The sequence below is a fragment of the Rossellomorea sedimentorum genome, assembly GCF_046237645.1.
Lineage (GTDB): Bacteria > Bacillota > Bacilli > Bacillales > Bacillaceae_B > Rossellomorea > Rossellomorea sedimentorum.
Map to the genome: position 1 here is coordinate 773,539 of NZ_CP143546.1, position 24,336 is coordinate 797,874.

The following is a 24,336-nucleotide window of genomic DNA, read 5'->3' on the forward strand; positions in this document are numbered from 1 at the left end:
ATAACCATATGATTGAAAAGGGTAAATAAAATTTAAGGAGATGAGAATATGTCAACTGTAAAAGAACAAAATTTCGAAGTCCTTGAAACAAAACGCGAACACTATGGAATGATCATCAATGGGGAAAGAACAGAAAGCTCATCAGGAGAAACCTTTACTACATACAACCCGGCAACAGGCGAAGCCATTGCCACTGTCGCAAAAGCCACAACGGAAGATGCAGAACGTGCTGTCCAGGCAGCAAGAGATGCATTTGATAAAGGAAAGTGGAAGAAGTTCCCGGTAAATAAACGTCAAAGAGTGATGATGAAGATTGCCGGTATCATGAGATCCCGTTTCAATGAGCTGGTTTCCCTTGAGATCATGGACAGCGGTAAATCGTTATCGGCTGCACAAGGTCAAGTCATGCAGGCGATCGAAGACTTTGAATTCTATGCAGGTGCCATTGTCGGCCACCGCGGAACAGTAAACAATGTACCTGGACAATTCCAGAACGTAGCAGAGAAAGAACCAGTTGGTGTTTGTGCACAAATCATCCCTTGGAATTATCCATTAATGATGGCTGCATGGAAAATTGCACCGGCAATCGCGGTTGGATGTTCCGTGGTTGTGAAACCGGCATCCCTTACACCGTTGACAGCAATCGTATTGGGTGAAATCTGTATTGAAGCAGGAGTTCCTCAAGGGGTTGTCAATGTCATCCCTGGTTCCGGTTCGACAATCGGAAACTATCTTGTAGAACATGATCAAGTCGATAAAGTGGCTTTCACAGGCTCTACTCCTATCGGTAAAAATATCATGGAAAGAGCTTCCCAAACGTTGAAGCGTGTAACTTTGGAGCTTGGCGGTAAATCGCCTAACATCGTATTCGACGATGCAGACGTTGACGCAGCAGTGGATGGCTCCCTGTTTGGTATTTTCTATAATACAGGTCAATCATGTGAGGCACGCTCCAGACTATATGTACACGAAGATATTTATGATGAGTTCATGGAAAAATTCGTTGCCAAAACAAAACAGCTTTCCCTTGGTGATCCTTTTGATAAAGGAACTCATATCGGTGCCATCATCGATGAAAACCAGGTGAAAACAATCGACGGTTATGTACAGTCGGCCAAAGAAGAAGGTGCTACAATCCTCGCGGGTGGTAAGCCGGCAACAGTGGAAGGTTTCGAAAACGGTCACTGGTATGAGCCGACAATCATTACGGATGTAAATCATGAAATGAAAGTGGTAAGAGAAGAAATTTTCGGACCGGTTGTTGTTGTGATGAAATTCAGTGATGAAAAAGAAGCGATTAAATTAGCGAATGATACACTGTACGGTCTGGGCTCTGCTCTTTGGACAAAAGACCATGCCAAAGCGACAAGGGTCTCAAAAGCCATCCAGGCGGGGATCGTCATGGTCAACTGCCCGTTCTCTGCATTCCCTGGAACACCATTTGGCGGATACAAGCAATCCGGTTTTGGCAGAGAGCTTTGTATTGAAACCCTTGATCTCTATACAGAAACAAAGAGTATCATCTCATACTTCGGCAGCCGTCCATTAAACCCATTCGGTTTGTAAAATAAATCAGCATGCTCGGGACTGAAGGTCCGTCCGGGTTTCCTCCGGATAGACACCAGTCCCTTGATGCTATATTAATGAAGAAACTCGACTGAAAAGGAGGCAGAATGATGAAGAATTTGGTAGTGATCGGATCCGGTGTAATGGGGAGAGGCATAGCGTACGTAAGTGCTGTCGGCGGCTTTCAGACAACGCTCGTTGATATTGAACAAAGGCAGCTCGATAGTGCCCATGGAGAACTGGCTTCCATTTTTCAAAAAGGGGTGGACCGCGGGAAAATCTCAAATGAGGAGAGCACTGCTGCACAAGGGAGGCTGGGATTTTCAACGGACATGGCTGCTGCAGTAAAAACGGCTGACCTTGTCATTGAAGCTGTTCCTGAAAAGACAGAAATCAAGAAATCAGTGTTTGAAAAGATAGATGAGCATGCTCAGGAATCTTGTTATTTCGCGACGAATACATCCACTATGAGTCCAACAGAAATTGCCTCATTTACTGGGCGGCCCGAGAAAGTAATCGCCATGCACTTCTTTAACCCTGTACATAAGATGCCGCTTGTCGAAATTGTCCGCGGTCTGGAAACAAGTAACGAGACAGCTCAATTCGTAGAAGACGCCGCGAAGCAGATGGGCAAGGAAACAGTGGTTATCAATGAGTTTCCCGGATTCGTTACCAGCAGGATATCCGCCCTTGTCGGAAATGAAGCATTTTATATGCTGCAGGAAGGGCTTGGAACGCCAGAAGAAATTGATAAAGCAATCAAGTTGGGCCTGAATTACCCAATGGGACCCTTTGAGCTGGGCGATTTAGTAGGTCTTGATGCGAGGCTTAATAACCTGAAATATCTGCATGAGAAACTTGGGGAGAAGTACCGTCCGGCTCCATTGCTCGAAAAATATGTTAAAGCAGGAAGGCTGGGCAGGAAATCAGGACGCGGAGTCTATGATTATACAAAGTAAGGAGGAATTCCAATGAGAGAAGTGGTAATCGTCGATGCAGTCCGTACACCAATCGGAAGATATAAAGGTGCATTGAAGAGTGTTCGTCCGGATGACCTTGGGGCCGTTGTCATTAAAGCCCTGCTGGACAGGAACCCGGGGCTTCCGCCGGTGCAGGTTGAAGAAGTCGTGTTGGGAAATGCCAACGGCGCGGGTGAAGACAACCGTAACGTAGCCAGGATGTCAGCACTGTTAGCAGGATTGCCGGTTGAAACAGGGGCCACTACCATTAACCGGTTATGCGGATCGGGTCTTGATGCGGTCAATTATGCAGCAAGAGCGATTCTGGCCAATGAAGGCGACATTTTTATTGCAGGTGGAACTGAGAGTATGACGAGGGCACCTTTTGTCATGGCAAAACCTGAATCTGAGTTTCCGAGGGGCAATATGGAGATGTACGATACCACCATTGGCTGGAGGTTCATCAATCCCCGGATGGCTCAAAGATACGGAACGGACAGTATGCCGGAGACAGCTGAAAATGTGGCGAAGCAATTCAGCATCTCTAGGGAAGACCAGGATGAGTTTGCCCTTCACAGCCAGCTGAAGGCGAAGGAAGCAATGGACTCAGGAATCTTTCATGAAGAAATCGTTCCGGTCGTTTACAAGGATCGAAAAGGAAAGGAAATCACAGTGGACCGTGACGAACATCCTCGCCCTGACTCCAGCATGGAAAAGCTTTCTAAACTTAGACCTCTCTTTGAAAATGGTACTGTAACAGCAGGCAATGCATCCGGTGTGAACGATGGGGCTTCAGCACTGCTCTTGATGACAGCGGAAAAAGCCAGGGAACTTGGGTTGAAGCCTCTTGCCAAGTATGTCGTTTCAGCAACGGCTGGCCTGGACCCTTCTGTCATGGGACTGGGGCCTATCTATGCAACGAGGAAGGCCTTGGACAGAGCGCGCCTTGATAAAGAGAATTTAGGTTTAATAGAGTTGAATGAAGCGTTTGCCTCTCAATCACTTGCATGTATAAGAGAGCTTGGGCTTGACTCAGCACGCGTCAATGTCAATGGAGGAGCGATTGCCTTTGGTCATCCATTGGGAGCAAGCGGAGCGAGGATATTGACAACCCTTCTCTATGAAATGAAACGGAGGGAAGTCAAACACGGATTGGCAACCATGTGCATTGGTGTCGGCCAGGGGATTGCTACGATCGTTGAGCGGGTTAATGAAATATAATTTGTGTGTGAATTAGCGAAAACCACCAACTGACCTACAAATAATCGGATGATTGGTATGAGAGTTAGAAAGAAATTCAAACGGACATCCAAAACCTTTCTGGAACTGTATGCGAATTATTTAAACACCAATTCCTATACAAATAATGGGTTGTTTAGTATGAGAATATTGGAAGTAACTAAATAGATGTATCAAAAAGACACAAAGTTTGCTTCTGAAACTCGGTTATTTGCTAAGGTTTGAAGCAAAGCAAACCTTGTCAGAGGGTAATCACTTTAAGCAAATCTCCATTCCATAGAGACGCATGTCTTTATGGAATTTTTTCAATATAATGTCGGATGGTCTGATAACAAAGTTGAGTTTTCATAAAAGTAATAAAAGTCATATATTTCATTTAATGAACCAGCTCTTCTATGATAGAATAAAGGTTAACGTAAAATTGACGTCACAACTATATTATTTTAACAAAGTGTTTTGTTAGGAGTAAGAAAGAGGCGAACAGATTGAATACAAGATCAATGATTTTTACTTTATATGGAGACTACATCCGGCACTACGGAAATAATATATGGATCGGCAGCCTGATCAAGCTGTTAAGGGAATTCGGGCATAACGAACAGGCTGTCAGGGCAGCCATTTCAAGAATGAACAAGCAGGGCTGGGTCCAGGCAGAAAAGCAGGGAAACAAGAGTTATTATTCACTTACGGAACGCGGGCTGAAACGTATGGAGGAAGCCGCGCAGCGTATTTTTAAGCTGCAGACTGATTCCTGGGACGGACAATGGAGAATCCTTATGTACACGATTCCTGAGGAGATCCGGAACATAAGGGATGAACTCCGCAAAGAGCTGGTGTGGAGCGGATTTGGCACTCTTTCCAATAGCTGCTGGATTTCTCCGAATAAACTGGAAAAGCAGGTTTATGATCTTATAGATAAGTATGATATCAAACAGTATGTCGATTTCTTCATCGCCAAGTATGACGGCCCGAATGAAGATCAGCGAATCATCGGTAAAAGCTGGGACCTTCAGGACATCAATGACCGCTATGCAGAGTTTATTTCAGACTACAGCCAAAAATTCATCATTGATAAGAACAAGATTGAAAAGGGTGAAATGTCCGAAGCGGAGTGCTTTGTGGAGAGGACCAAACTCGTTCATGAATACCGGAAGTTTCTGTTCGTTGATCCGGGACTACCGGAAGAACTGCTTCCTGAAAAGTGGCTGGGAGGTCATGCCGCATCTCTTTTCAGTGACTATTACAAAGTGCTGGCAAGGCCAGCTTCGCAATTTTTTGAAGAGGTTTATCAAGAAGGAAATGAACTCACGAATAAAGATCAATCGTACAACCTGTTTGACCACCCATTGATTCTGGATTAAAAGGGGAGTGTGTGCAATGAAGGGTGTAACGGATATCCTTGGAATTCAATATCCCATTCTGCAAGGGGGAATGGGGAATATCAGCAATGCACAGCTGACATCAGCCGTCTCTGAAGCAGGAGGGCTTGGGACGATCGGGGCCGGAACGATGACGCCGGAGGAAGTGGAAGAGATCATCAATAGAACCAAAAAGCTGACAGAAAAACCAATTGCACTCAATATACCGATTACGGTGACGGAGCATCTGAAGGAAATGGTGGAACTGGTTTTGAAGTATGAGCTGGATGCCGTTTCACTTTCGGCAGGAAATCCGGCACCTCTCATTCCTGTTTTTAAAAATAAAGGGGTCAAAGTCATCTGCGTGGTCGCTTCTGCGAAACAGGCTGCCAAAGCGGAAAATGCGGGAGCAGATCTCATTGTGGCAGAAGGGTATGAAGCTGCCGGGATTAACTCCAGCCTTGAAACGACCACGCTCACTCTAATACCGCAGATTTTAGAAGCGGTAAAGTTGCCGGTGATTGCAGCGGGAGGCATTGGGAGCGGCAAGGGACTTGCTGCCATGCTGGCTCTCGGTGCCTCGGGAGTGCAAATGGGCACAAGGCTGATCGCAACAAAAGATGCTCCCTTTCATGAAAACTACAAGAATACATTATTAGAAGCGGATGATAAAGGGACGGTGATTGTCGGCAGAACGGTTGGCCGCGTGCGCCGTATCATGAACACACCGTATGCAGAAAAACTTTTGAATCATGAGAGAGAAGGAATGAATCCGGAAGATTTTGCAAAGATTACCTCCGAAGACTTTCATAAAAAAGGTGCTTTGGAGGGCAAACTGGACGAAGGTTTCATCAATGGCGGACAGGTAAGCAGTCTGATTGCGGATATACCGACTGTCAAAGAGTTATTTGGAAGGATGATCGCTGAAGCCAAGGACTGCTTGGCTGAAGGCGCAAAACGATTGAACTAGAAGACGGGCTGTCGGGCGCGTCTTTTTTTATTGTGGCAGTTTTACAACCTATTAAGTGAACCAATCAAAAATAAACTGTGCTCTATTAAATCAAATCAATAGATTTCCCCCAGTAATGACTTCATTATTTTACTAAGGATAATAATATTTCAGTAGGATTTATAGGCAACAAGGTAATAACAGAAAAACGACAACGTTTTTAATTTTCCGAATATTATTGACTTTCTCTCAAGTTCGGTGATACTATAACGGTGTAATTACGAAGAAAAAGCATTTCATCACACTAAAGCGTTAAAGTATTTGATGCCGCAATTGGTAGGGCCGGATTCTATTTGAGGTCGAATTTTTGATATAGAGGGGTACATGCCCTTGTATATAAATATTTTTTGATAGAACAAAGGGGGATTTCAGTTGAAAAAGAGTTTGCTATTATTAAGTTCTATTTTGGCAGGGTCATTAATGCTTTCGGGATGTGGAAGCAATAACGATGCAGCATCTGGAGACGAGCAGTATACAATCGGGGTTACTCAAATTGTAGAACATCCATCATTGGATGCAGCATTTGAAGGGTTCAAAAAAGCTCTGGCTGAAAACGGATACGAAGAAGGTAAAAATGTAAAGTTTGATGTCCAGAATGCCCAGAATGACCAAAGTAACTCACAAAGTATCGCGAAAAAACTTGTAGGCGACAAAGTGGACTTGATTTTTGCAAACTCCACTCCAAGTGCGCTGCATGTTCTGAATGAAACGAAGGAAATACCTATTGTCTTCACTTCAGTAACGGATCCCGTGGGAGCAGGGTTGGTTGAAGCTTTTGACAAGCCTGGCGACAACATCACAGGAACAACGGATACAAATCCAAATGCGATTCCGCAAACGGTCGGTTTCATGATCGATGAAGTTGGAGCCAAAACTATCGGTGTCATTTATAATTCAGGTGAGCAGAACTCTGAGGTTCAGGTTAAACAAGTAAACGAAATCGCTAAGGAGAAAGGCGCTAAAGTTGTAGAGGTATCCATTTCCACTTCTGCTGAAGTTAAACAGGCTGCCGAATCTCTCGTTGGACGGGTAGACGCTATTTATATCCCTAAGGACAACACAGTGGTTTCTGCCTTGGAGTCGGTCATTTCTGTTGCGAACGACAAAGACATTCCATTATTTGTAGGTGAATTGGATTCCCTTAAACGTGGTGGTGTGGCAGCGAGCGGATTCAGCTATGAAGACCTTGGGTATCAAACAGGCCTTATGGCAGTGAAAATTTTGAACGGTGAGAAAAAACCATCTGAAATCAACGTGGAAACTCCTGAAAATGCTGTCCTGACATTTAACAAGGCGGCTGCAGAGGAACAAGGAGTAGAAATTAAAGATGAATGGGCTGACTTGGTAGAGTTTTTAGAATAGGCTGCTCAAGAAACATGGTTGTTCTTAGGGGGATTCCAAATGCTTGGGTATTCCCCTTAATACAAAGCCTCTCTCTTTTAAAAAGGGAGAGCAGCCCTTTTCTTGCATACTTACAAGGGTATTTCATGGTAAATAGAGAAGGGTCTTAGAATAAGGAAGGGTGATACAACATGTTTACCGCAATTTTTGGTTCCGTTGAATCAGGAATCATTTACGCCATTATGGCGCTTGGAGTATATCTATCTTTCCGGATACTGGACTTTCCAGACTTGACTGTGGATGGAAGTTTTGTAACAGGGGCGGCAGTTGCTGCCACCCTTGTTGTAAGTGGTGTGAATCCTTTTGTGGCAACAATGGTATCAATTTTGGCTGGTTTTGCTGCCGGCTGTATAACTGGAATTATTCATACTTTCGGAAAAATCAATGCCCTGTTATCCGGGATTTTAATGATGATTGCACTTTACTCAATAAACTTGAGGATTATGGGGAAATCCAATGTACCGCTACTAAATCAGGAAACATCTTTTACCCACGTTGAAAGCTTTTGGGCCAAGCTCGGGATTGATTCAGCAATGGAAAGCATGTTCACTGCCGTTGGTTTAGGCGAATATGTTCCAAGTACATGGGGAATTCTGTTCTTCATGATACTGGTGACTTTCCTGATTAAATTCCTGACAGACAGGTTCCTTAAGACGGAAATTGGATTAGCGCTACGAGCTACTGGTGATAACCAGAGGATGATCAGAAGCCTTTCCGCCAATACCAATATCCTTATCATTTTAGGACTGGGAATATCGAATGCGATGGTAGCACTTTCCGGGGCACTGATCGCCCAGTACAGCGGGTTTGCCGATGTCGGAATGGGCATTGGGATGATCATTATCGGTTTGGCATCAGTTATTATCGGAGAAGCTTTATTTGGCACTAAGACGATTGTCAGAACGACCCTTGCTGTCATTGGCGGTGCGATCATCTACCGGATTGTGGTCAGTATGGCGCTGAGAGTGGAATTCTTGGAAACAGGTGATATGAAGTTAATTACGGCGACCATCGTCATCCTGGCACTTATACTGCCAAAAGTAATGGATCGCTACAAAGAGAAGAAACGTAAGGCTGCCAAACAGGCCCAGCGGCTTCAGGAGCTTGCTTTAAGTCCAAAGGGGAAGGATGATAGCAGTGTTACAATTAAATAGGATCCATAAAATCTTCAATGAAGGCACACCAGATGAAAAAGTGGCCCTGGGCGACGTGAACCTAAAAATGAACCCTGGTGATTTTGTAACAGTTATCGGAAGTAACGGAGCCGGAAAGTCCACGCTGATGAACATGATTTCCGGAGTACTTACGCCGGATACAGGTGAAGTGATCATCGATGGGAATGACGTGACAAGAGTGTCGGAGTACAAGCGTTCCAAACTGATTGGAAGAGTGTTTCAGGACCCGATGGCCGGTACTGCCCCGACAATGACAATCGAAGAAAATCTCGCCATGGCCTATGCACGCAATAAACGCAGGACCCTTAAAAGCGGTGTCACCAGGAAACGAAGAGAGTACTTTAAAGAAGTACTGGAATCCCTTCATCTTAATCTGGAAAACCGCCTGAATGCAAAAGTCGGACTCCTCTCAGGCGGGGAACGTCAGGCGCTGTCGCTTCTAATGGCAACATTTACAGAGCCGTCCATCCTGCTCTTGGATGAGCATACCGCAGCACTGGACCCCTCCCGTGCAGAGCTGATTACCGGTCTGACCAAGGAAATTGTCGCCAAATACAATTTGACAACATTGATGGTCACTCATAACATGCAGCAGGCCATCGACCTCGGAAACAGACTGATCATGATGGATAAAGGCGAAATCATCTTGGAAGTCAACGAAGAACAGAAAAAGGATCTAACGGTGGAAGGATTACTGAAAGAGTTTCAAAGAATCAGAGGAACACAAATGGCAAGTGATAAAGCAATACTTGCGTGACCGCAAAAGGATGGAGGCCCCATCCTTTTTTTGTTTGGTTACATATTTAGGACTATCCGGCGACTTAGCTTTCTGGAGATACTCTAAATCACCCGATCATGTAAGGGCTGCTTTGTATAAGGTAGGGGGGGTTAGCTAAACGTGCCCCTTGCGCGTTGATTTAGTTGGTGAAGGGAAACGATTAAGAGCTAAACGTGCCCCTTGAGCCCTGAATTAATTACTTTAAGATATAGAAAATGAATCAAACATCGGGAGGATATTACCGAATCTACTAGTATATGTATAACAGGAGAAAATAATTAATGTTTTAAAATTTCACAATTGATTGACTATTTATTATACAAAATGTTATTATATCGTTGAATTAACGTTATATGTTTTTGTGAGAAATGGGTTGAAAAGGAGGGGCGTTATGAAGTCTGGCATGACGGTGGGGCAGACGGCATCCGTGACTGCCACGGTGACTCCTGATATGTTTGCCCAATTCGACGGGGAAGTTGTACACCCGGTCTATTCAACTGTATCAATGGTCTACCATATGGAATGGGCTTCCAGAAAGATTATTCTTCCCTTTCTTGAAGAAGGTGAGGAGGGAATGGGAGGCGCAGTTTCCATGAAGCACATCGCCCCCAGCAGTGAAGGAACAAACGTCACTATCACAGCAACGTTGACGGAGCTCCGTTCAAACGTTGTGATAACGAAAGTAGAAGCAAGAAATGAGAATGGCTTGATCGGGTTAGGGGAAGTGAAACAGGTCATCCTCCCAAAAGAGAAGATAAGGATGATGGGGGAATAGGGAGATGAATTCCGGAGGTTTTTGCCGGCATTTGTAAGCGGTTACAAACAAAAGGGTATGAGGAGATGATTTCATGGATATGTTTGAAAAAATTCGTGAGCATGAACAAGTGGTTTTCTGTAATGATGAGGAGACCGGTTTAAAGGCGATCATTGCCATACATAATACGACACTTGGACCGGCCTTGGGCGGTTGCAGGATGAGGCCGTATAAATCAGTGGATGAAGCTTTGGAAGATGTTTTGAGGCTATCAAAGGGCATGACTTATAAATGTGCGGCTGCGGATGTTGATTTTGGCGGGGGAAAAGCGGTCATCATCGGCGATCCGCAAAAAGATAAAAACCCTGAATTGTTCCGTGCTTTCGGTCAGTTCGTAGAGTCATTGAATGGTAGATTCTATACAGGTACCGATATGGGGACAACGCCGGACGACTTTATCTATGCCTTGAAAGAGACAAACTGCATTGTGGGAGTAGACGAGGAATACGGCGGAAGCGGTGATTCTTCCGTTCCGACGGCAATGGGTGTCATCTATGGGCTTCAAATCACGAACAAGACAGTTTGGGGAACAGAAGATCTGGGAGCCAGGAGTTATGCCATCCAGGGACTTGGCAAGGTCGGCATAAAAGTAGCAGAACGCCTGATGGATGAGGGGGCAGAGCTGTATATAACAGATATCAATCAGCACGCTATCGATGACCTGGTATCAAGGGCGAAGGAAAAAGGCGTAGGAATCAAAGTGGTGTCCGGCGATGAAATTTATTCAGTCGATGCTGATGTGTTCGTGCCATGCGCAATCGGTGGAATCATCAATGACGATACCGTTGAAAAGCTGAAGGTGAAGGCGGTCGTCGGATCAGCCAACAATCAGCTATTGGGGACAAAGCACGCCAAAAGGCTGCATGAAAGGGGCATTCTCTATGCACCTGACTATATCGTCAATGCAGGCGGACTGATCCAGGTGGCAGATGAGTTGTATGAACCAAATAAGGAACGGGTCCTGCAAAAGACACGTACAATTTATAACTCCTTACAGAGAATCTATGCACAGGCCGAAAGAGAAGGCATTACTTCTGAAGAGGCTGCAAACCGCTATTGCGAAAATCTTATTCAGACGCGTTCACGCCGCAACAGCTTTTTCTCTCATATGAAACGGCCTAAATGGTCGGTACGGACATGATTCATTCTAGAGATAGGGGTGAAGAGATGGAAGAAAAATTTCCGATTAAGAGGATAATAGATAACGACGGCACTCTGTTGGGCGAAAAAGATCCCCGTATCACTGAACAATTGGCTAAGGAATTCTACCGTCACATGGTTAGGATCAGGACATTCGACAGGAAAGCAATCAGTTTGCAAAGACAAGGGCGAATCGGAACCTATGCCCCGTTTGAGGGTCAGGAGGCTTCACAGGTCGGCAGTTCTGCGGCACTCGAGGCAGATGACTGGATGTTTCCCTCATACAGGGATCATGGAGCAGCGATGACGTTTGGGCACTCGCTGAGAAACATTTTGTTATTTTGGAAAGGCCGAAATGAAGGGTGTGTTCCGCCTGAAGGCAAAAAGATCTTTCCGCCGGGCATCCCGATTGCGACGCAGCTTCCGCATGCTGCAGGAGCGGCCTATGCGGAAATGAGAAAAGGCACCAAGAATGCCGCCATCGTGTACTTTGGTGATGGTGCGACTTCGGAAGGTGACTTTCATGAAGGTTTGAATGTGGCAAGCGTCCTCAATGCTCCTGTTGTCTTTTTTAATCAAAATAATGGATTTGCTATTTCTGTACCCATCAAGAAGCAGATGAAAACAAAAACCATTGCCCAAAAGGCCCTTGCGTATGATATCCCTGGAGTCAGGGTTGACGGAAATGACATTTTTGCAGTGTATTTTGAAACGTTAAAGGCATTGGAGAGGGCCAGAAATGGTGAAGGGCCGACCTTGATAGAGGCAGTGACATGGAGATACGGAGCCCATACGACGGCCGACGACCCGACGAAATACAGAGATCAGTCAGAGAGTGATGAACGCAGGAAGCTTGGAGATCCAATTGCCCGTCTTCAGCGTTACATGGAGAGACAAGGCTGGTGGGATGAGGAATGGGCTGATTCTGTTGGAAAAGAATATATGACCGAAATGGATCAGGCCGTAGAGGAGTTAGAGAGTTATCCTGAAGCCGACCCGAAAGTGATATTCGATTATGTGTTTGAAAAACCGACATGGACAATCTCTGAACAGAAAGATCTGCTGCTTCAGCAGTTAAGGGGTGAAGGATGATGAAGACGGCGGTGAAAACCAATAAACTGACAATGGTCGGGGCGATTACGGATGCCATGCGGATCATGCTCAAGGAAAAAGAAAATGTATTGCTCCTGGGAGAAGACATCGGTAAAAATGGCGGCGTTTTCCGCGCGACGGATGGATTGCAGGAAGAGTTCGGAGAGGAAAGGGTCATGGATACCCCTTTAAGTGAAGCCGGTTTTATTGGGGCTGCCATCGGTATGGCGGCAAATGGCTTCATCCCTGTAGCCGAAATTCAGTTCCTGGGCTTTATTTATCCTGCCTATGAGCAGCTGATGACACATGCGTCACGCCTACGGGCAAGAACACTCGGACATTTCACTTGCCCGCTCGTTGTCCGTGCCCCATATGGAGCGGGAGTCCGTGCCCCGGAGATCCATTCTGACAGTACGGAAGCTATCTTTACACATATGCCTGGATTGAAGGTTGTCTGTCCTTCCAATCCTTACGATGCAAAAGGTTTATTGATCGCTTCCATAGAAGACCCGGATCCTGTTCTTTTCCTTGAGCCGATGCGGATTTACCGCGCAGCAAAGCAAGATGTCCCGGAAGAGAAATATTCCATTGAGCTTGGCAAAGGAAATGTAGTCAAGGAAGGGGAGGATGTCACGATTATTGCATGGGGGGCAATGGTAGCTGTAGCATCTCAAGCAGCAAAAGAAGCGGAGAACAGAGGGATCAGCTGCGAAGTGATCGACCTGAGAACGCTCTATCCAATCGATAAAGATATCATCGCCGAATCAGTGCAAAAAACAGGAAGAACTGTCATTGTACATGAAGCTCATGCAACCGGAGGGGTCGGGAATGATGTCTTAGCCATTATCAATGACACTTCTTTCTTGTATCAGAAAGCTCCTGTCGAGAGGGTGACAGGTTTTGATACACCTGTTCCATACTTCGGTTTTGAGGATTATTATCTGCCGACTGCTGAAAGAGTGCTGAAGGCAGTTGAAAAGGCAGCGAAATTTTAGGGGGTGAAGAGGGTGGAAGTTAAACTGCATGATATCGGTGAGGGAATGACGGAGGCTCATGTCAGCCATTTTTTCGTTAAAGCAGGTGACTCTGTAAAGGCCGATCAGCCATTGGTCGAAGTTCAGACGGATAAAATGACGGCGGAAATCCCTTCTCCTTCTGCTGGGACCATCAAAGAAATTCTTGTCTCGGAAGGAACCACCATTGAAGTCGGAACAGTTGTATTAGTCATGGAAACAGCCGGAAGCAGAAAGGGAGAACAACAAGTAAAACAGGAAAAGCCAATGACGGCGGCAGTATCACCTGCCCCGGCTGATCCCCGTAATAGAAAGAGGATCCTTGCTTCTCCGTATACTCGAAAGATTGCTAGAGAGAACGGCATTGATATTACAAATGTGGAGGGGACAGGGGCTGCAGGCAGGATAACAGATGAAGATGTTACAAGATTCATAGCCAGCGGAAAACTATCTCAGCCGAACACGCCGGAAACAATGCAGGAGGTTTCCAGACCGGAAGCTGCGCCAAAAATCTCTGCTCATCAGGAAAGCATTCCTTTCAGGGGCAGGCGGAAACAAATCGGCATGAAAATGAAGTCATCGCTCATGACAATTCCTCACTGCACTCATTTTGAGGAAATTGATGTCACCAACTTGATGGAATTGAGAAACGGGTTGAAGCGTAAGGATACCAATATTTCTGCGTCTGCCTTTTTTGTGAAGGCTCTTTCCGTTGCACTCAAAGAGTTTCCGATTTTTAATGCAAGAGTGGATGAAGAAAAAGAACAGATTACATTTATCCGGGAGCATCATATCGGAATTGCGACCGACACGGAAGACGGCCTGATTGTGCCGGTTGTCAAAAATGTTGAGAATAAATCGTTGAAAGCCATCCATTCTGAAATGAAGGACTACACCTTAAAGGCGAAGGAAAACAAGCTTGCCGCCAAGGATGTAACAGGCGGAACTTTCACGATTTCCAATGTAGGGCCGATGGGAGGATCAATCGGGGCAACTCCGATCATCAATTATCCGGAGGTGGCTTTGGTATCCTTCCATAAGACGAAGAAAAGACCTATGGTTGATGAGAATGATGAAATCGTCATACGTTCCATGATGAATATTTCGATGTCATTCGATCACCGTGCAGCAGATGGAGCAACAGCAGTCGCATTCACGAACCGGTTTGCCGAGCTGATTGAAAATCCAAATCTCATGTTAGTGGAGTTGATGTAAATGGTAGTCGGTGAATTGGCAGAAGAACGAGAGCTGGTCATTATCGGCGGTGGTCCAGGCGGTTATCACGCTGCCATCAGAGCAGCTCAGCTGGGGTTGTCAGTGCTGCTGATCGAAAAAGAAGACCTTGGCGGTGTCTGCCTGAATAATGGCTGCATCCCTTCTAAGGTCTTTACGCAGGTTGCCAGAAAACATAAAGAAATGGCTCACTATCAGAACATGGGACTTGATTCAGGTTCAGTGTCAGTAAATCTATCCAAACTTCAGGATTATAAAAGAAGTTTAATAGGCCAATTGAAAAAGGGAGTGGACTCGCTTTGCAAGGCCAATAAGGTGGAAGTGGTGAAAGGATCGGCTTCATTTTTATCGGAAAATAAAATCGGAGTGGAAAACGGACATCAATTTACGGTGTATTCATTTCAATCCGCCATAATAGCCACCGGTGCCAAAAGAGAGCTTCCTTCCTTTATTTCCGGTTACAGCAGCAGAGTCTTAAATGAGATCTCAATCTATGAGCAGAGCGAGCTTCCTGAAGAATTAGTAGTCTATGGAAGCGGCTATATTGAACTTGAAGCGGCATCCAGCTTTGCTGCGTTAGGGACAAAAGTCACCCTTGTATTAGATGGGGAGCTTCCATTTGACGATTCTATCAATAAAGAGCTGACCAGGGTCCTGAAGAAAATGAAGGTGAAATTGATGACAGGTTTTTCTCCGGAAGAAGTTAAGGAAACACAAGATGGAGTTTCGGTTACTTTTTCTAAGCATGACAGTGATTCGGTGACGATAGATACTTCGTATTTCCTGGCGGCATCCAAGCTAAAAGGAAATGTTGCTGACTTGGGCGTTGACCGGTTAAAAATGAATCTGACAAGTGATGGTTTCATAGAAACTGATCATTCCTGCCTGACTTCCATACAAGGCATATATGCGATTGGAGACGTTACAACGGGATTGCCTCTTGCTGTTAAAGCCATCAAACAAGGAAAGGTTGCTGCCGAAAATGCTGCTGGCTTGCCGGCGGAACATGATGATGTGCTGCTGCCTGTTATCGCGCAGACCATCCCTCCTATTGCTTCAATTGGATTGACCGAGAAGGAAGCTGCTGAAAATCATGAAGTGTCTGTGAGTACTTATCCCATGGGCAGTAACGGCTTTGCTCAATTAATCGGTGAAAAAGAAGGCTTGATTAAAGTGGTTGCTGATAGTACTAACGATTTGATTTTGGGCATTCATATGATTGGCAACAGTGCAGTTGAAATGATTTCGGGGTCGGCAGTGGGAATGGAAATGGCGGGAAGGGACGAAGATTTTTCCTATCCGTTTTACCCTCATCCCCATACCAGTGAAAGCTTGCAGGAAGCAATGGAGGCTTTAAAAGGAAGGGCTGTTCATCTCCCTCCAGTCAAACAAAAAGAGTTTTCCAAAGTATAATTCCTTTACCGCGGTGATGCGTTTCCGCTTTAACTCCCGCTCTTGAGAAAAGCTAAACCTGAAACTATTATAATATTTAGAATAATAAATAAAAAAAAGTGGAGGTAGTTAAGATGCAAGGTAAAATGGCTGAAGCAAACAACAACCAGCAGGTAGAAGATTTCTTCCCAGTAAGAGACGTAGACTATTTGGAATATTATACGGGCAATGCGAAACAGGCAGCCCATTATTTCTGTACAGCGTTTGGATTCAAGATTGTTGCCTATTCCGGATTGGAAACGGGGAACCGTGAAACCGTATCGTATGTGTTGCAGCAAAATAAAGTGCGCATGCTGATAACAGGATCACTTACGGAAAGCAGCCGCGTAGCAACTTTTGTCAAAAAACACGGCGACGGCATCAAAGATATCGCTCTTGTTGTGGATGATGTTGAAAAGGCTTACAGTGAAGCTGTATCACGAGGTGCCATTGAAATCACTCCTCCAATGACTTTGTCTGATGACAACGGAACCATCAAGAAGGCGATTATCGGTACATACGGTGATACCATCCATACACTTGTTGAGCGTAAAGACTACAAAGGTGTATTCATGCCAGGTTTTGAAGCAATGGAAATGAAGATCCCATTCAAGGATGCAGGGATTATTGCGGTCGACCATGTGGTAGGGAACGTGGAAAGAATGGAAGAATGGGTGTCTTATTATGAAAAAGTGATGGGCTTCAAGGAAATGAGACATTTTACAAATGATGATATCAACACAGAATACTCGGCTCTGATGTCTAAGGTTATGCATAACGGCGGACGGATTAAATTCCCGATCAACGAACCGGCTGACGGAAAAAGAAAGTCGCAGATCCAGGAATACCTAGAGTTCTATAACGGCCCAGGTGTTCAGCATATCGCCATATTGACGGAGGATATCGTTGAGACGATCTCTATCTTGAAAGAGAACGGAGTAGAGTTCCTTGATACTCCTGATACTTACTATGACATGCTGTCAGAACGTGTAGGAGAGATAGATGAAGAGATTTCAAAAATAAAAGAACTAAAGATTCTGGTAGACAGGGACGACGAAGGTTACCTTCTACAGATCTTTACTAAGCCAATCGTCGACAGACCGACATTGTTCATTGAAGTGATTCAGCGAAAAGGGGCCAGAGGCTTCGGTGAAGGAAACTTTAAAGCGTTGTTCGAATCCATCGAACGCGAGCAAGAACGCCGCGGTAACTTATAAAATTAAGCATTAAAGAGCCTTTGTACGTTTGCCAATGAAGGGATGTCCCATCCAAGGAAGGAGTCATGTTCAATCTATCATACAAGATGATTGGCACCTTGGAGGGGCTCCCTTTTCTGTAACCCGGAAGATACGAGAAGTAGATGTACTTTTCTGGAGAGTATTGTTTTCGGTCCTCTAGACACTATTGATTAAGTCTTGAGATGAACTGATGCAGTCAAAGAGAGTCGATGGGGTTGTGGAATAGGTCTTGACGGGAAGTCGATGGTGTCAAAGAGGCTCAATGGGGTTGCGGAATAGATCGTGGCACCAAATCGACACCGTCAAAGAGAGTCTATGAGGTTGCGGAATAGAACATGACGAGGAATCGATAGTGTCAAAAGGGCTCAATGGGGTTGCGGAATAGGTCTTGGCGCCAAATCGACACCGTCAAAGAGGCTCAATGAGGTTGTGGAATAGGTCTTGGCCCAGAATCGACACCGTCAAAGAGAGTCTATGAGGTTGTGGAATAGGTCTTGGCCCAGAATCGACACCGTCAAAGAGAGTCTATGAGGTTGTGGAATAGGTCTTGGCCCAGAATCGACACCGTCAAAGAGAGTCTATGAGGTTGTGGAATAGGTCATGGTCCAGAATCGACACCTTCAAAGAGAGTCTATGAGGTTGTGGAATAGGTCTTGGCCCAGAATCGATACCTTCAAAGAGAGTCTATGGGGGTGTGGAATAGATCTTGGCCCAGAATCGACACCGTCAAAGAGAGTCTATGGGGTTGTGGAATAGATCGTGGCACCAAATCGACACCGTCAAAGAGAGTCTATGGGGTTGTGGAATAGGTCTTGGCACCGAATCGACACCGTCAAAGAGAGTCTATGGGGTTGCGGAATAGATCGTGGCACCAAATCGACACCGTCAAAGAGAGTCTATGGGGTTGCGGAATAGGTCTTGGCGCCAAATCGACACCGTCAAAGAGGCTCAATGGGGTTGCGGAATAGATCTTGGCCCAGAATCGACACCGTCACAGAGATGCATAGAGTACGTTGATTAAGCATAAAAAAGAAATTGGCATTCCTCAAAAAAGGATGTTGGCACGGGTCAACTATCTCCACACAAAAGGCCTATACTGAGATATGAAACAGCCTTTCTGTAACATAACGTACAAGAATTATAAAGACAATCCTGCCTTAATTTTGATAGATGCAGGGTGTCAAAGTTTCAAGAAGAAAGCGGGGGTCAAGAGTGACCGTGAAATTCAAAACAAGAAAAAGAGTAGAAGAGATCGCACCCTATGTCTTGGGGAAGAGCATAGAGGATATAAAAGCAGAACTCGGACTCTCGGAAATCCGCAAGCTATCGGAAAATGAGAATATATATGGTTGCTCCCCGAAAGTAAAAGCCTATCTCAGCACCGGGGGATCGGATATCTACCTTTATCCGGACGGAATGGCACAAGCACTGAAAAAGAAGACTAGTGAGTTTTTGGATGTCAACCAGGAACAGCTGGTGTTCGGAAACGGGTCTGATGAAGTTATCCGGCTGCTGACCAGAGCCTATATCAATGAAGGTGATGAAGCCGTCATGGCGGATGTCACATTTCCAAGGTATAGAACGAATGTATTCCTTGAAGGAGGAACACCGGTCATTGTCCCTCTCGTTGAAGGGGTACATGATTTAAAAGCAATGCTTTCAGCAATCACAGACAAGACCCGAATGGTTTTCGTCTGCAATCCCAACAATCCTACCGGGACAATAAACGGGAAAGAAGAACTTTTAAACTTCTTGGAAAACGTCCCTTCAAACGTTCTGATTATCGTGGATGAAGCCTATGTGGAATATGTGACAACAGAGGATTATTTACACTGCATTCCGCTCCTGCAGCAATTTGAAAACTTAATCGTGCTTAGGACCTTTTCCAAAATCTACGGTCTGGCTGGACTGCGAATCGGGTTCGGTGTCATGAATGAGGAGATTGCAACGCAGTTGACCAAGGTGAAAGATGTATTTAACGTAAGCCGGCTTGCTCAGGGAGCGGCGATTGCTGCATTGGAAGACCAACCATTCGTAGAGCAGTGTGCCATAAAGAATCAAGAAGGCAGGAACTACCTGCAAACCGAATTTAAAAAAATGGGATTATCCTATTTTCCGTCACAATCCAACTTTATCATGGTGGATTGCCGCATCCGGGGGGACATCGTGGCAGCGGGCCTGCTGAAACATGGGATCATCGTCCGTGCCGGCACTTTGCTCGGATACCCGACTACAGTGAGGGTGACCGTTGGAACGGAAAAAGATAACCGTACATTCCTCGAAGGATTAAAACAGGTCATAGCAGAAGAGGAGGAGAGATCCCATGGAAATGAAACCGGAAACGCTTGAATGGAAGGACGCATATAAACTGCTGGTTGGATCGATCGTTCCACGTCCGATTGCATTTGTCTCCACTGTTGATGAGAACGGAAGAGCCAACCTTGCTCCATTCAGTTTTTTTACAGCCATCAGTGCGGATCCTATGCTTGTCTGTTTTTCACCGATGAGAAGGGGAACGGACGGAAGCAAGAAAGATACGCTCAACAATATTGAAAGCACAAAAGAATTTGTCATCAATGTCGTCAGCGAAGAATTTGCGGAGCAGATGAACAATACCGCAATCGAGTTTGAAGCTGGTGTAGACGAATTCGAGGAAACCGGCTTGACCAAGATGAGCTCGGTAATGGTGACTCCGCCGGCTGTCAAGGAAAGCAAAGTACAGCTGGAATGCACGCTGCATCAGGTGCTTCATTTTGGGGAAGAGGCCGGTGCGGGAAGCCTTGTCATTGGAAAGGTGGAATATGTCCGGGTGGATGATGAACTTTACAATCAGGGCAAAATCGATACGCAAAAATTAAAACCAGTTGGAAGAATGGCCGGCCAGATGTACACAAAGCCGATGGCAGAAACATTTGAGATGATCAGAAAAAGGTGACAGTATGAAACTCGTTAGCTATCAAAACCGTGAAGGTAAGGTAAGGCTGGGGTGTCTCCTGGATGACAAGTCAGTCCTGGATGTTCATGAAGCAAGCATAGGGACCCTGCCGGACAATATCCTTTCTTTTTTAGAAAACAGTGAACAGAATATGAAGGTATTACAGGGGCTGGGGGCTGAAGGAAAAGGAGTATATGCCTTAGAGGATATATCGCTCAAAGCTCCGATTCCCAGACCTGTCAGCATAAGGGACTTTTATGCATTCGAGGAACACGTGAAAACCGCCAGAAGAAATCGGGGACTCGACGTCGTTCCCGAGTGGTATGAAATGCCGGTCTTTTATTTTACAAATCACCTTGCTGTTAAAGGTGAGGGAGACACTATCCACCGTCCAAAGAATTGCAGGTGGCTGGACTATGAATTGGAAATTGCCTGTGTCATTGGAAAGGAAGGCCGTAATATCTCCAAAGAAAACGCAGATGAACATATTTTCGGGTATTTCATCATGAATGATTGGAGCGCCAGGGATTTCCAGCGGGAAGAAATGAAAGTCGGGTTGGGACCTGCCAAAGGTAAGGATTTCGCAACATCCATCGGGCCTTACATCGTCACGAAGGATGAGCTGGAACCTTACCGTGAAGGAGACCGCTATGATTTAAGGATGACCGCAAAAGTGAATGGCCGAGAGTTATCATCAGGTAATTTCAAAAGCATTCACTATACATTCGCCGAGATGATTGAGAGAGCATCCGCCGATGTTACCTTGTATCCAGGCGAAGTCATCGGTTCCGGGACGGTCGGATCGGGCTGCATCCTGGAGCTTGGGACAGACGTCCACAGATGGCTGGAGCCCGGGGACACTGTTGAACTTGAGATTACCGGTCTGGGGAAATTGACGAATGAAGTTAAGGAAGGAGGATTTTAATGTATTACCGTACTTTAGGAAAGATCCCGCATAAACGCCATACAATGTTCAAAAAAGAGGATGGAAGTCTTTTTCGTGAACAGGTAATGGGCACGAAAGGCTTTTCGGGAACGCAATCCATTTTATATCATCATCATATGCCGACAGAGGTAGCGAAAGCTGAACTACTTGGCTCCTATCTTCCTGAATATGAAGAGAATCAGGAGCTGAAGCACCGGCATCTCCTGACAGATAAAGTATCCAAATCGGGAGATGCCTTAAAAGCCAGGGAATATTTGCTTGGAAATGATGACCTGCTGATCGGCACCATCCTGGTTACGGAAAAAATGGACAATTACTACCGAAATGGTGATGGAGATGAAATGCTTTATATCCACCGGGGAAAAGGTACGGTGGAAACGATGTTCGGCACATTGAATTACCGTCCCGGTGATTATGTCGTCATCCCGATTGGCACCATCTACAGGGTCATTCCTGAAGAAGACACGAAGATTCTATTTATTGAATCTTTCAGCCAAATAACGACGCCTAGAAGATATCGAAATGAATATGGGCAGCTGCTGGAGCACAGTCCATTTTGTGAGAGGGATATGCGAGGACCGGAAAAACTGGAAACGCATAGCGAAAAAGGCGAATTTGAAGTCGTTACGAAATCAAGAGGTCTGTTGAATTCCCATGTATTGAATCATCATCCACTTGATGTTGTCGGGTGGGATGGCTATCTCTATCCATGGGTCTTTAATATCGAAGACTTTGAGCCGATTACCGGACGCATCCATCAGCCGCCGCCGGTACACCAGACGTTTGAAGGGCACAATTTCGTGGTGTGTTCCTTTGTCCCGCGCCTATATGATTATCATCCGGAATCCATCCCTGCGCCTTACTATCACAGCAACGTGAACAGTGATGAACTTCTCTACTATGTAGAAGGAAATTTCATGAGCCGTAAAGGGATCAGCGAAGGGTCCATCACCCTTCACCCAAGTGGAATCCCTCATGGACCGCACCCAGGCACGACAGAAAACAGTATCGGGAAAAAAGAGACCTTGGAACTCGCGGTCATGATCGATACTTTCCGCCCCTTAAAAGTGGTGAAGAAGGCGCATGAAGTTGAGGACAGGAATTACATGTACACTTGGATGGAATAATTTTTTATGAGGGACATGACTATATAGTCGGTCCCTTTTTCTTTTGTAAAGACTGTATTCGTATAGATTGTTGTTATCGGAAAAATCAAACCCTCGGGTACAATGCTTATCTAACTGAAAGGGTTCTGTAAATTATGGCTATATCTCTTGAACATCCTATTAAATAGCAACAAAGTTTTAGAAAAGAGCCTTTGTTAAAAAAAGGAATGAAGCATTATATATGGAATATTAGAAGTAGTGAAGTATTAAGGAGTGAAACGATGCTTGGTTTTAAGAAGAAGGAAGACATTTATGAACGTAAAACGATGGCAGGTGCAGAGGTTGAAAATATAGGTATTTCCAGCTCTTCAGCAGAGGTTGAGATTTTTCCCGGGAAGTCTGACGAAATCACTGCAGTGCTCCAAGGCGAAGTCAGCAGCAAGTTAAAAGACGGTGTGGAAATGACGGTCATTCAACAAGGTGAAAGCCTGAGTATCAGAGTTAAGGTCGAACAAGGAAGCGGGTTCAATATTGGGTTTAATGTGACTGATCTTAGCCTGGCCGTTGAGATTCCGGAGAAAATATATAAGAAGCTTACGGTTGAAACTTCTTCCGGAAGTATCTCGGCCAAGGATCTTGAAGCGAAGGAAATAAGTTTCAAAGCAAGTTCTGGCGAGGTGGAAGCAAGCGGGATTAAAGCTCAATCCAAATTCAAAAGCAAAGCGACCAGCGGCGGCATCCAACTCAACGGAATAGAAGCTAAAGAGATACATACTAAGACAAGCAGCGGGTCCGTGCTGCTTCAAAACCTGGAAGCTGAGGACATTCATGCGAAAGCTTCCTCCGGCAGAATTATCGTGAAGAAGTGGGTTGGAAATATCACTGCTGAGTCCAGTTCCGGAGGGATCGATCTTCATGCACCTGAACTGACAGGAAATATTGATGCTGAAGCATCCAGTGGAGATGTTATGCTCTACTTTGATCATAGCCCGGAATCGTTCAAGATCAATTTTTCAGGAAATTCAGGTGAAGCCCACATGGATGTGAAAGGTGTAGATTATCAGGAGAAAGCCGATCACCGTATATCCGGGGAAAAGGGCGAGGGGAAATATAGTATCAGGATAAAAACCTCATCAGGGGATTTTGATTTCAGATAATAAAGCAGGCTGCGAGATCAATTCGCAGCCTTTTCTATTATTCTACTATATTAATAAAAATATCTTCTGTGATAGGTTTTTCATCTATTAAACCAGACACTTCCAGCCAGACAATGGTTTCCTGCCAAGAGGGGGCACTCTGGCTCCCGAACGCTTCTCCTTCAGATTCCATTTTTGGCAGAAGGATGCCAAGGCTTTCTTTTTCGACGAGAGGGAAGTTGGCTTCATCCTGGTTTGACAGCAGGACCTTTAATGCTTCATCATGATTTTCCTTTATAAAGTCATATCCTTTTGAAGCGGCACGCCAGAACGCACGGATGTTTTCTTCTTTGTCATTCCACGTAGCATCGTTGGTGACGAATACGAGCTCATAGAAACTTGGAACGCCGTAATCGACCGGGATGAAATAGCGTGTGTTGTAGCCTTCATGTTTAAGAATGGGTACTTCGAGATTGATGTACGCACCGATGGCCGCATTTGCTTTTCCATTGACGATAGAGGAACCAAGTTCAAAGCCGACATCAATGGTTTTCACCTTCTCAGGGTCGCCGTCATCCGCTTTCACCATTGTATCCAGCAGGGCTTCATTCAGCGGAATCCCTGGATACCCGACCGTTTTTCCGTCGAGGTCCTTAGGAGATTGAATCGGACTGTCCCTAGTGTTGTGTAAAAATATGAAATTATCTCACATTACATATCTATCTTACAATCAATCAATCTTTGTGCAACATGCATGTTAAGAAAAA

Annotated in this window: 21 protein-coding genes; 20 read left to right on the plus strand and 1 reads right to left on the minus strand. The window is 45.2% G+C overall.

Going from position 1 to position 24,336, the window contains the following annotated elements:
• Window positions 1-48: 48 nt before the first annotated feature.
• From V1502_RS03785 to V1502_RS03880, 20 genes are all read left to right on the plus strand, one after another.
• Complete coding sequence (locus tag V1502_RS03785) at window positions 49-1,566, plus strand: aldehyde dehydrogenase family protein (RefSeq protein WP_409253066.1); 1,518 nt, start codon at window positions 49-51, stop codon at window positions 1,564-1,566.
• 107 nt (window positions 1,567-1,673) lie between these two features.
• Window positions 1,674-2,525 (plus strand): 3-hydroxyacyl-CoA dehydrogenase, encoded by an 852-nt coding sequence (locus V1502_RS03790; RefSeq protein ID WP_409253067.1) that lies wholly within the window; start codon window positions 1,674-1,676, stop codon window positions 2,523-2,525.
• 12 nt (window positions 2,526-2,537) lie between these two features.
• Window positions 2,538-3,746 carry an acetyl-CoA C-acyltransferase gene (locus tag V1502_RS03795; protein WP_409253068.1) on the plus strand — a complete coding sequence of 403 codons (1,209 nt, stop codon included), beginning with the start codon at window positions 2,538-2,540 and terminating at the stop codon, window positions 3,744-3,746.
• Window positions 3,747-4,249: 503 nt separating this feature from the next.
• The gene (paaX, locus tag V1502_RS03800) at window positions 4,250-5,125 is read left to right on the plus strand and encodes a phenylacetic acid degradation operon negative regulatory protein PaaX (protein ID WP_409253069.1); all 876 of its coding nucleotides are present in this window, start codon (window positions 4,250-4,252) and stop codon (window positions 5,123-5,125) included.
• Between the two features lie 16 nt (window positions 5,126-5,141).
• Window positions 5,142-6,092 (plus strand): NAD(P)H-dependent flavin oxidoreductase, encoded by a 951-nt coding sequence (locus V1502_RS03805; protein WP_409253070.1) that lies wholly within the window; start codon window positions 5,142-5,144, stop codon window positions 6,090-6,092.
• 411 nt (window positions 6,093-6,503) lie between these two features.
• Window positions 6,504-7,493: an ABC transporter substrate-binding protein gene (locus V1502_RS03810; RefSeq protein WP_409253071.1), complete on the plus strand. Its 990-nt coding sequence runs from the start codon at window positions 6,504-6,506 to the stop codon at window positions 7,491-7,493.
• Between the two features lie 170 nt (window positions 7,494-7,663).
• Window positions 7,664-8,686, plus strand: a complete 1,023-nt coding sequence (locus V1502_RS03815; RefSeq protein WP_409253072.1) for an ABC transporter permease — start codon at window positions 7,664-7,666, stop codon at window positions 8,684-8,686.
• The gene (locus V1502_RS03820) at window positions 8,670-9,464 is read left to right on the plus strand and encodes an ABC transporter ATP-binding protein (RefSeq protein ID WP_409253073.1); all 795 of its coding nucleotides are present in this window, start codon (window positions 8,670-8,672) and stop codon (window positions 9,462-9,464) included. The genes V1502_RS03815 and V1502_RS03820 overlap by 17 nt, the downstream gene beginning before the upstream one ends.
• A gap of 412 nt (window positions 9,465-9,876) precedes the next feature.
• Window positions 9,877-10,260, plus strand: coding sequence for a thioesterase family protein (locus V1502_RS03825; protein WP_409253074.1), 384 nt, complete (start codon window positions 9,877-9,879; stop codon window positions 10,258-10,260).
• Window positions 10,261-10,333: 73 nt separating this feature from the next.
• Window positions 10,334-11,440 carry a Leu/Phe/Val dehydrogenase gene (locus tag V1502_RS03830; protein ID WP_409253075.1) on the plus strand — a complete coding sequence of 369 codons (1,107 nt, stop codon included), beginning with the start codon at window positions 10,334-10,336 and terminating at the stop codon, window positions 11,438-11,440.
• Between the two features lie 26 nt (window positions 11,441-11,466).
• Window positions 11,467-12,531, plus strand: a complete 1,065-nt coding sequence (pdhA, locus tag V1502_RS03835) for a pyruvate dehydrogenase (acetyl-transferring) E1 component subunit alpha (RefSeq protein WP_409253076.1) — start codon at window positions 11,467-11,469, stop codon at window positions 12,529-12,531.
• Entirely contained in the window at window positions 12,531-13,526 is a 996-nt protein-coding gene (locus V1502_RS03840) for an alpha-ketoacid dehydrogenase subunit beta (RefSeq protein ID WP_409254274.1), read from the plus strand. Before pdhA ends, V1502_RS03840 begins: the two co-directional genes overlap by 1 nt.
• Before the next feature lie 12 nt (window positions 13,527-13,538).
• Window positions 13,539-14,759, plus strand: coding sequence for a dihydrolipoamide acetyltransferase family protein (locus tag V1502_RS03845; protein ID WP_409253077.1), 1,221 nt, complete (start codon window positions 13,539-13,541; stop codon window positions 14,757-14,759).
• Entirely contained in the window at window positions 14,760-16,190 is a 1,431-nt protein-coding gene (locus V1502_RS03850) for a dihydrolipoyl dehydrogenase family protein (RefSeq protein ID WP_409253078.1), read from the plus strand.
• Window positions 16,191-16,303: 113 nt separating this feature from the next.
• Window positions 16,304-17,425 (plus strand): 4-hydroxyphenylpyruvate dioxygenase, encoded by a 1,122-nt coding sequence (gene hppD / locus V1502_RS03855; RefSeq protein ID WP_409253079.1) that lies wholly within the window; start codon window positions 16,304-16,306, stop codon window positions 17,423-17,425.
• 1,233 nt (window positions 17,426-18,658) lie between these two features.
• Window positions 18,659-19,795: a histidinol-phosphate transaminase gene (gene hisC / locus V1502_RS03860; protein WP_409253080.1), complete on the plus strand. Its 1,137-nt coding sequence runs from the start codon at window positions 18,659-18,661 to the stop codon at window positions 19,793-19,795.
• On the plus strand, window positions 19,770-20,381 hold the full coding sequence (locus tag V1502_RS03865) for a flavin reductase family protein (RefSeq protein WP_409253081.1): 612 nt from the start codon (window positions 19,770-19,772) through the stop codon (window positions 20,379-20,381). The genes hisC and V1502_RS03865 overlap by 26 nt, the downstream gene beginning before the upstream one ends.
• A gap of 4 nt (window positions 20,382-20,385) precedes the next feature.
• The gene (locus tag V1502_RS03870) at window positions 20,386-21,306 is read left to right on the plus strand and encodes a fumarylacetoacetate hydrolase family protein (protein ID WP_409253082.1); all 921 of its coding nucleotides are present in this window, start codon (window positions 20,386-20,388) and stop codon (window positions 21,304-21,306) included.
• Window positions 21,306-22,454: a homogentisate 1,2-dioxygenase gene (locus tag V1502_RS03875; protein WP_409253083.1), complete on the plus strand. Its 1,149-nt coding sequence runs from the start codon at window positions 21,306-21,308 to the stop codon at window positions 22,452-22,454. Before V1502_RS03870 ends, V1502_RS03875 begins: the two co-directional genes overlap by 1 nt.
• Before the next feature lie 260 nt (window positions 22,455-22,714).
• Window positions 22,715-23,590, plus strand: a complete 876-nt coding sequence (locus tag V1502_RS03880; RefSeq protein ID WP_409253084.1) for a DUF4097 family beta strand repeat-containing protein — start codon at window positions 22,715-22,717, stop codon at window positions 23,588-23,590.
• A 37-nt stretch (window positions 23,591-23,627) separates the two neighbouring features.
• On the opposite strand, the gene V1502_RS03885 is transcribed toward V1502_RS03880, so the two are convergent.
• Entirely contained in the window at window positions 23,628-24,266 is a 639-nt protein-coding gene (locus V1502_RS03885) for an ABC transporter substrate-binding protein (RefSeq protein WP_409254275.1), read from the minus strand.
• Between the last annotated feature and the right edge of the window lie 70 nt (window positions 24,267-24,336).

Bases quoted from the DNA above. Each gene is read 5' to 3' on its own strand.
- V1502_RS03785 (WP_409253066.1), top strand. From the start codon at position 49: ATGTCAACTGTAAAAGAACAAAATTTCGAAGTCCTTGAAACAAAACGC.
- V1502_RS03790 (WP_409253067.1), top strand. From the start codon at position 1,674: ATGATGAAGAATTTGGTAGTGATCGGATCCGGTGTAATGGGGAGAGGC.
- V1502_RS03795 (WP_409253068.1), top strand. From the start codon at position 2,538: ATGAGAGAAGTGGTAATCGTCGATGCAGTCCGTACACCAATCGGAAGA.
- V1502_RS03805 (WP_409253070.1), top strand. From the start codon at position 5,142: ATGAAGGGTGTAACGGATATCCTTGGAATTCAATATCCCATTCTGCAA.
- V1502_RS03815 (WP_409253072.1), top strand. From the start codon at position 7,664: ATGTTTACCGCAATTTTTGGTTCCGTTGAATCAGGAATCATTTACGCC.
- V1502_RS03825 (WP_409253074.1), top strand. From the start codon at position 9,877: ATGAAGTCTGGCATGACGGTGGGGCAGACGGCATCCGTGACTGCCACG.
- V1502_RS03830 (WP_409253075.1), top strand. From the start codon at position 10,334: ATGGATATGTTTGAAAAAATTCGTGAGCATGAACAAGTGGTTTTCTGT.
- pdhA (WP_409253076.1), top strand. From the start codon at position 11,467: ATGGAAGAAAAATTTCCGATTAAGAGGATAATAGATAACGACGGCACT.
- V1502_RS03840 (WP_409254274.1), top strand. From the start codon at position 12,531: ATGAAGACGGCGGTGAAAACCAATAAACTGACAATGGTCGGGGCGATT.
- V1502_RS03850 (WP_409253078.1), top strand. From the start codon at position 14,760: ATGGTAGTCGGTGAATTGGCAGAAGAACGAGAGCTGGTCATTATCGGC.
- hppD (WP_409253079.1), top strand. From the start codon at position 16,304: ATGCAAGGTAAAATGGCTGAAGCAAACAACAACCAGCAGGTAGAAGAT.
- V1502_RS03865 (WP_409253081.1), top strand. From the start codon at position 19,770: ATGGAAATGAAACCGGAAACGCTTGAATGGAAGGACGCATATAAACTG.
- V1502_RS03870 (WP_409253082.1), top strand. From the start codon at position 20,386: ATGAAACTCGTTAGCTATCAAAACCGTGAAGGTAAGGTAAGGCTGGGG.
- V1502_RS03875 (WP_409253083.1), top strand. From the start codon at position 21,306: ATGTATTACCGTACTTTAGGAAAGATCCCGCATAAACGCCATACAATG.
- V1502_RS03880 (WP_409253084.1), top strand. From the start codon at position 22,715: ATGCTTGGTTTTAAGAAGAAGGAAGACATTTATGAACGTAAAACGATG.